Source organism: Polaromonas sp. P3_C2 (genome assembly GCF_056402675.1).
This window is the reverse complement of sequence record NZ_JBFUGX010000213.1, coordinates 1-6412: the sequence shown is the minus strand read 5'-3', so window position 1 is coordinate 6412 and position 6412 is coordinate 1. Positions and strand designations below refer to the sequence as shown.

General features: G+C 63.0%; 5 protein-coding genes. 1 reads left to right on the top strand and 4 read right to left on the bottom strand.

The annotated features are described in order from the left end of the window. The 3 genes from priA to hemE form a co-directional block, all read right to left on the bottom strand. Window positions 1-2118 (bottom strand): replication restart helicase PriA (priA, locus tag AC1DWI_RS10840; protein WP_477724817.1); only part of this gene is annotated, 2118 nt, incomplete at its 3' end. Beyond that, on the bottom strand, window positions 2115-2456 hold the full coding sequence (locus tag AC1DWI_RS10835) for a hypothetical protein (protein ID WP_477670143.1): 342 nt from the start codon (window positions 2454-2456) through the stop codon (window positions 2115-2117). The genes AC1DWI_RS10835 and priA, both read right to left, overlap by 4 nt. A 36-nt stretch (window positions 2457-2492) precedes the next feature. Beyond that, window positions 2493-3602: a uroporphyrinogen decarboxylase gene (hemE, locus tag AC1DWI_RS10830; RefSeq protein WP_477670142.1), complete on the bottom strand. Its 1110-nt coding sequence runs from the start codon at window positions 3600-3602 to the stop codon at window positions 2493-2495. A 123-nt stretch (window positions 3603-3725) separates the two neighbouring features. On the opposite strand from hemE, the gene AC1DWI_RS10825 reads away from it, so the two are divergent. Beyond that, window positions 3726-4094, top strand: a complete 369-nt coding sequence (locus AC1DWI_RS10825) for an aminoacyl-tRNA synthetase (RefSeq protein ID WP_477670141.1) — start codon at window positions 3726-3728, stop codon at window positions 4092-4094. On the opposite strand, the gene AC1DWI_RS10820 is transcribed toward AC1DWI_RS10825, so the two are convergent. Then, window positions 4075-6412, bottom strand: a 2338-nt coding sequence (locus tag AC1DWI_RS10820; protein ID WP_477724816.1) for a putative bifunctional diguanylate cyclase/phosphodiesterase, incomplete at its 5' end; no start/stop codon positions are given. The two genes, AC1DWI_RS10825 and AC1DWI_RS10820, sit on opposite strands and share 20 nt — an antisense overlap.

Below are 6412 nucleotides of genomic sequence, written 5' to 3'. Positions count from 1 at the left end.
TTGCCAGGCCGCGAGAAAACGTTGAAGCGCTGCGCGCGAGGGGCTTTCGACCAGCATCTGCGCGCGCTCGATATTGGCGACGCGCTGTATCGTCATCGGCACGGCCGGGTAAGCGGTGACCTGTTCGTGCCCTGTGAGTTGTTGCGCCTCGGCCTGGGCCGCTGCTGCGTTCAGAAATCCTTGTGCCACATCCTGCGCACGCGCCTCGGCGCGCACCAGCGCTGAAAAACCGAAGGGTGACATGCCCGCCGCTTCGCGCTCGGCCAACTGCTGCGTCKCAAAACCCGGATAGTCGTGCTTTTTAAGTGCTTCAAAAAGCGGATGGGCGGGGTGAAAGGTTTGCACCCACATCTCGCTGGCCTCGCTGTGTCGCGCGTCACGGCCGGCGCGGCCTCCCGCCTGCATTAAAAGGCTGAAGAGGCGCTCGGGTGCGCGGAAGTCGCTGGAGAACAGCGCCCCGTCAGGGTTGATGGCCGCCACCAGCGTGATGTGCCGGAAGTCGTGCCCCTTGGCGATCATCTGCGTGCCGACCAGCACGTCGACCTCGCCCGCATGCACGCTGGCCAGCTGCGATTCGAGCGCCCCTTTGAGCCGCGTCGTGTCAGCGTCGATACGGGCAATGCGCGGCGGCTCGCCGTCTGGCCGCTTCACGCCGGCCAGTAATTCGGCCAAATGTTCTTCCAGTCGTTCGGTGCCGCGTCCCACGGGCGCGATGTCGATGTTGCCGCAGCTCGGGCAGGCGCTCGGCACGCGTTCGGTGAAGCCGCAGTGGTGGCAGCGCAGGGTGCGGTCTATCTTGTGGAAGACGCGGTAGGCGCTGCAGTGCGGGCACTCGCTTTTCCAGCCGCAGTCATGGCAGGCCAGCACAGGCGCATAGCCGCGCCGGTTTAAAAAGATCAACGACTGCTCGCCACGGGCTACGCGCTGGGCGATGGCATCCAGCAGCGGCGGCGCAATCACGCAGTGCTTGGGCTGGTGGTTCATGTCTACACGCCGAACAAGCGGTAGGCCCCCACGCTCGCTCACTGCGTGTAGCTCGCTGCCCCCCGAGGGGGTTAATTTTCCTAGGGGCGGCCCGTCGGAAAATTGCAGCGCTTCCGTGCCCGTCACTAGAGGGCCGCCGATGCGTTCACTCATGGTCAGGCGTTGGTAGCGGCCTGTGAGGGTGGCCTGCCAGCTTTCCAGCGACGGTGTTGCCGAGCCTAGCAGCACACGACAAGGGCCGTGGGTATGCGTGGCGTCTTCGGTTTCGACCTTGGCGCGGTAGACCGCCAGGTCGCGGGCCGAATAGCGGGCGCCTTCCTGCTGCTTGTAGCTTGGGTCATGTTCCTCGTCGACCACCAGCAGGCGCAGATTCGGCATGGAGGCGAACACCGCCATGCGCGTGCCCAGCACCAGGCGCGCATGGCCGGCGTGGGCTGCCAGCCAGCTTTTCAGGCGCTGGGCTGGGGTCAGGCCGCTGTGCAAGGCCACCACGCGCTCTTTGCCCAGGTGGGCAAACCGTTCTTCAAAGCGCGACTGCAGTTGGGGCGTGAGGTTGATCTCGGGCACCATCACCAGCACCTGTGCCGTCGGGTCTTGCTCCAGCACGCGGGCCGCGGCGCGCAGGTAGACCTCGGTTTTGCCGCTGCCGGTGGCGCCGAACAGCAGCGCGGGCCGGGTATCGTTGTCAAATTCAGCCAGGGCAAGAGCCTGCTGCGCACTGAGCGGCATCAGCGCCGCGGTGTCCTGCGGGCCGCTGGTGTCAGCCACCGGGCGCTTGAGCCGCCGCGCCAGCTGAACATTGCTCAGGTCGCGCAGTTGCGGCGGCAATGCCGCCAGCGCCACCTCGCCCAGGGAGCGCTGGTAATAAGCCGCGGTGAACGTCACCRGTTTTCGCCAGGTCGCCGAAAGAGGCAGCAGCCCATCCAGCTCGCCGGTGACGTGGCGCGTCTGTATTTCCAGCAGCGTTCCACTGTCAGGCACCGCTTCCCACACGACCCCAAGGACTTCGCGCTTACCTAGCGGCACCCGCACCAGGGAGCCGACAGCAAGTGGCAATTCACTCTGGTAGGTCAGTGGCCCGGCGATGGAACTGTGCGCGGGCGCGGCAACGGCAACTTGAAGCCAATAGCTCATTTGGAGTAACTAAATGTGTTTACTTCTTGAGAAGTACATCCAGATAGTGCGCTAAGTCCTTGATTTACCATCGCTTTACAGATTTCCAGATTTTCTGTGGATAACTTTGTTGATAGCTTGCCTTGGCGCGTCGCGAAGCCTTGTAAATCAAGGCTTTTCTTAAACTGCCCGGAAAAAAAGCAATTTAAAGTCTCTATATAAATCAACAACTTACGTCCGCTATTGCTTTGATAGCGAAGCATGCCGCCTGCGTTCACCATTGCGGCACCGCAACACGAATTTTGTGCATAAGTCCGGGCGCCATCGCCCGGTTTTGTGCTAGCCATGGTTGAAATCATTCATCCCGTGGCCTTTTCTGGACGTAGGCGGAAAGTTTAGGTACCAGCGGCGCGCATGCTGCGAGAGTGAGCGTGTACTGCGCGCACCAGCACTTCCACACTTTCGGGGGGCGTGTGCTGGCTGATGCCATGCCCCAGGTTGAAAATATGGGCCGGTCCAGGCTCGCTGGCATCAATATGGGGCTTGCCAAAGCTGTCCAGCACGCTTTTCACTTCGGCTTCTATCTGGGTCGGGTTGGCAAACAGCACGTTAGGGTCCAGGTTGCCCTGCAGCGTTTTGGCCTGGGGGCCATTTTCCCCCACCAGAGCCCGCGCCCTGGCCAGGTTGACCGTCCAGTCCAGTCCCAGCACCTCGCAATCGAGCTGCGCCATGGCTTCGAGCCACTGGCCGCCGCCTTTGGTGAAGACGAGGCGGGGGATCTTGACGCCCTCGTGCTCGCGTTTGAGCTGGGCCAGCACGCGGGCCGTGTAGGCCAGGCTGAAGGTTTTGAAGGCCGCGTCGGCCAGCACGCCGCCCCAGCTGTCAAAAATCATCACGGCTTGGGCCCCGGCCTCAATCTGTGCGTTCAGATAGGAGGCAACCGCGTCGGCGTTCACGGCAAGCATTTTGTGCATCAGGTCCGGGCGCTGGTACAGCATGGTCTTGACCAGGCGGTAGTCGTCGGAGCCCGCGCCTTCGACCATGTAGCAGGCCAGCGTCCAGGGACTGCCCGAAAAGCCGATCAGCGGCACGCGGCCGTTCAGGGCTTTGCGGATTGACGTCACGGCGTCAAACACATAGCGCAGCTTGTTCATGTCGGGCACCTCAAGCTTCGCCACTGCCGCCTCATCGCGCACCGGCGTGGCAAAGCGCGGGCCTTCGCCCAGCGCGAAGGACAGGCCCAGGCCCATGGCATCGGGCACGGTCAGGATGTCGCTGAACAGGATGGCGGCATCCAGCGGGTAACGCTCAAGCGGCTGCAGCGTGACTTCGGTGGCGTAGTCGGTGTTGGTGGCCAGGCCCATGAAACTGCCGGCCTGGGCGCGCGTGGCGCGGTACTCAGGCAAATAGCGGCCGGCCTGGCGCATCAGCCAGACGGGAGTGTGGGTGGTGGCCTGGCGCAGGCAGGCGCGCAAAAAGGTGTCGTTTTGAAGGGGTGCGAACATGCCCTGATTGTCTCAGGTGTGAGGCGGGCCCTCCCATCGCGGGATATCCGCAGGGGTGGCACTTGAGCGGGTTCGGATTTACCATGGCCTCATGGGCCCCGCCGGGTCCGAAAGAGGTGTTTCATGCGCATGAACGACCAGGAGTATTTCCGCAGTTGCATCGCCAAGGAGAGGCACCTTGCGCAACTGCTGGGTCATGCGCACATCGAGGAATGCTACGAAAGCGCAGGCACCCTCTGGGACAGCAATCAGGCTTTGCCGCAATGGACGCGCGACTGGCGTGCCTGCGGCCCGCTGATGACGGCCTACGGCATCACGGTGAGCTATGACGCCGGGGGCGCGACGCTCGGGTCCACGACGGTGCATTTCACGGACCACCCTGGCCGCGACCGCGCGGTGATGTATGGCATCGTCAAGGAGGTGATCTTCCGGCTGGAACACCACAAGGCCTCGCCTTTGCCTGCCGTCACCCTTAAATCCGAAGTGTCTTGATGAAGGCTTCGAGCTCGTCGATGGGCAGGGGCTTGCAGAACAGATAGCCCTGGTAGCAGTCGCAACCGTGGCGCGACAGGAAGTCGCGCTGGGCTTCGGTCTCAACGCCTTCCGCCACCACGCCCAGCCCCAGGCTTTGCGCCAGGCCAATGATGGTGCGTGCGATGGCGGCGTCGTTAGGGTCGCGCAGGATGTCTTCCACAAAAGACTTGTCGATTTTCAATTGGTCCAGCGGCAAGCGCTTCAGGCATGAGAGTGAGGAATAGCCCATGCCGAAATCGTCAATGGAAAGGGTCACGCCCATCTTCTTGAGCCGGGCCATTTTGGTGATGGTGACCTCCATGTTCTCCGCCAGCAGGCTTTCGGTCAGCTCCAGCTTGAGCTTGTGCGGGCTGACTTTCGTTTCCTTGAGTGCGGCCATGACAAGGTCCACGAACTCCGGGTGGCGGAACTGCCGCACACTCACGTTGACGGCCACACTGAAGGCTGCGGTCTCGGGGCGGTGGGCCCACGCCGCCAGCTGGCGGCAAGCCGTCTCAAGCGCCCATTGGCCCAGCGGCAGTATCAGCCCGGCCTCCTCAGCCGCCGGAATGAACTCGGACGGCTGCACCAGGCCGCGCCCGCCGTGCTGCCAGCGCAGGAGTGCCTCGACGCCCGTCATGCGCCCGTCGCGCCCTACCTGTGGCTGGTAGTACAGAAGGAACTGCTTTTCGCGCAGGCCCTGGCGCAGGTCCGATTGCAGTGCGGCACTGGCGGTGACGGCGGCCTGCATCGCCGGGTTGAAAAAGCAGATGGTGTTGCGCCCGGCCATCTTGGCCTGGTACATGGCCAGGTCGGCCTGCTTGAGCAGGTCTCCAATGTTGTCCAGGGTCTGGTTGAACGAAGTGATGCCGATACTGCAGGTGCTGTAGTGCTGGTAGCCCGCCAGGCTGTAGGGTTCGCTCAGCGCAGCAAGAATCCGCGCACCCACCGCTTCGGCTTTTGCGGCCGCTGCTTGAGGGTCCTGGCCCAGGTCCTCCAGCATGACCACAAATTCATCCCCGCCCAGGCGCGCCACCGTGTCGGGCGGCTCCAGGCAGGCCGCAAGGCGCTTGGCAACCTGCTGCAGCAACAGGTCGCCTTTCTGGTGGCCCATGGTGTCGTTGAGTGTCTTGAAATTGTCCAGGTCAATGAACATCAGCGCCGCTTCGCGCGGATGCCGGTAGTTGTGGGTAAGCGCCTTCTGGAGCCTGTCCATCAGCAACTGGCGGTTGGGCAATTGTGTGAGCGGATCGTAGAAGGCGAGATGCTTGATTTCGCTCTCCGCCACCTTGCGGCGCGTGATGTCCCGCCCCACGGCAACCCAATGGGTAAAGAACACACCGGCGTCATCGGCGACCGGCACGATGTCGACTTCCATCCAGAAGTGCCTGCCGTTTTTTTTGTAGGTGATGAGCTCGGCCTGAACGGGTTCGCCCTTCTGGAAGGCGGCGCTGATGCGCTGCAGCTCGCTGCGTTGGGTCAACGGCCCGCATAGAAGGCGCGGTGAATGACCCATGGCCTCTTGCGGGCTATAGCCGGTATGGTGTTCGAAGGCATTGTTGACAAAGATGATGCGCAAGCCCGGCTTCCCGGAGGGGACCGCTTCCGCGATGAGCACGATATCGTTGAGGCGGGAGATGCTCGTTTCCAGCAGCATGAGCTGCTCCCTGGCCTTGCGCCGTTCGCTGACGTCACGAAAGTAGATGGCGACCCCATCCGGAAACGGGTAGGCGCGGATCTCGAACCATTTGTCCAGCGGTGCATACAGGGCCTCAAATTCCACCTGGTAGTTGCCCGCAACCGCGGCCCGGACCTGCTCGGAAAACGAGGTATTGATGGCGCCCGGAAATTCCTTCCAGATGCTTTTTCCCAGCAAGTCTTTGCTGGGGCGGCCGAGCAGCCGGGCACCCTCCCGGTTGAGATAGGTAAAGCGCCACTGCGTATCCAGCGTATAAAACCCTTCGGTGATGCTCTCCAGGGTGATGCCCAGGCGAGTGGCCAGCCGATGGGCCTCTTCTTCAGTCTGCTGCGTGGCCTGCAGTGCGTGGCTGTGCTGCGCGACCAGTTGCCCGGCAGCAAGGCCCGCCAGCGTTTCGAGATCCTCTTCCTGGTCGGCGCTGAGGCTTCGTGCGACCTTGTCCATGACCGCAAGCGCGCCCAGCAGCGTGCCGTCTTCCCGCGTCAGCGGCAAGCCCCGATAAAACAGGATGTCGGGCGCGCTGCGGGYCGGCAACTGCGGCTGGCGGGGTGGTGTGTCCAGTGTGGCTTCACACAGAGCGACCAGCCCTTCGCGCTCT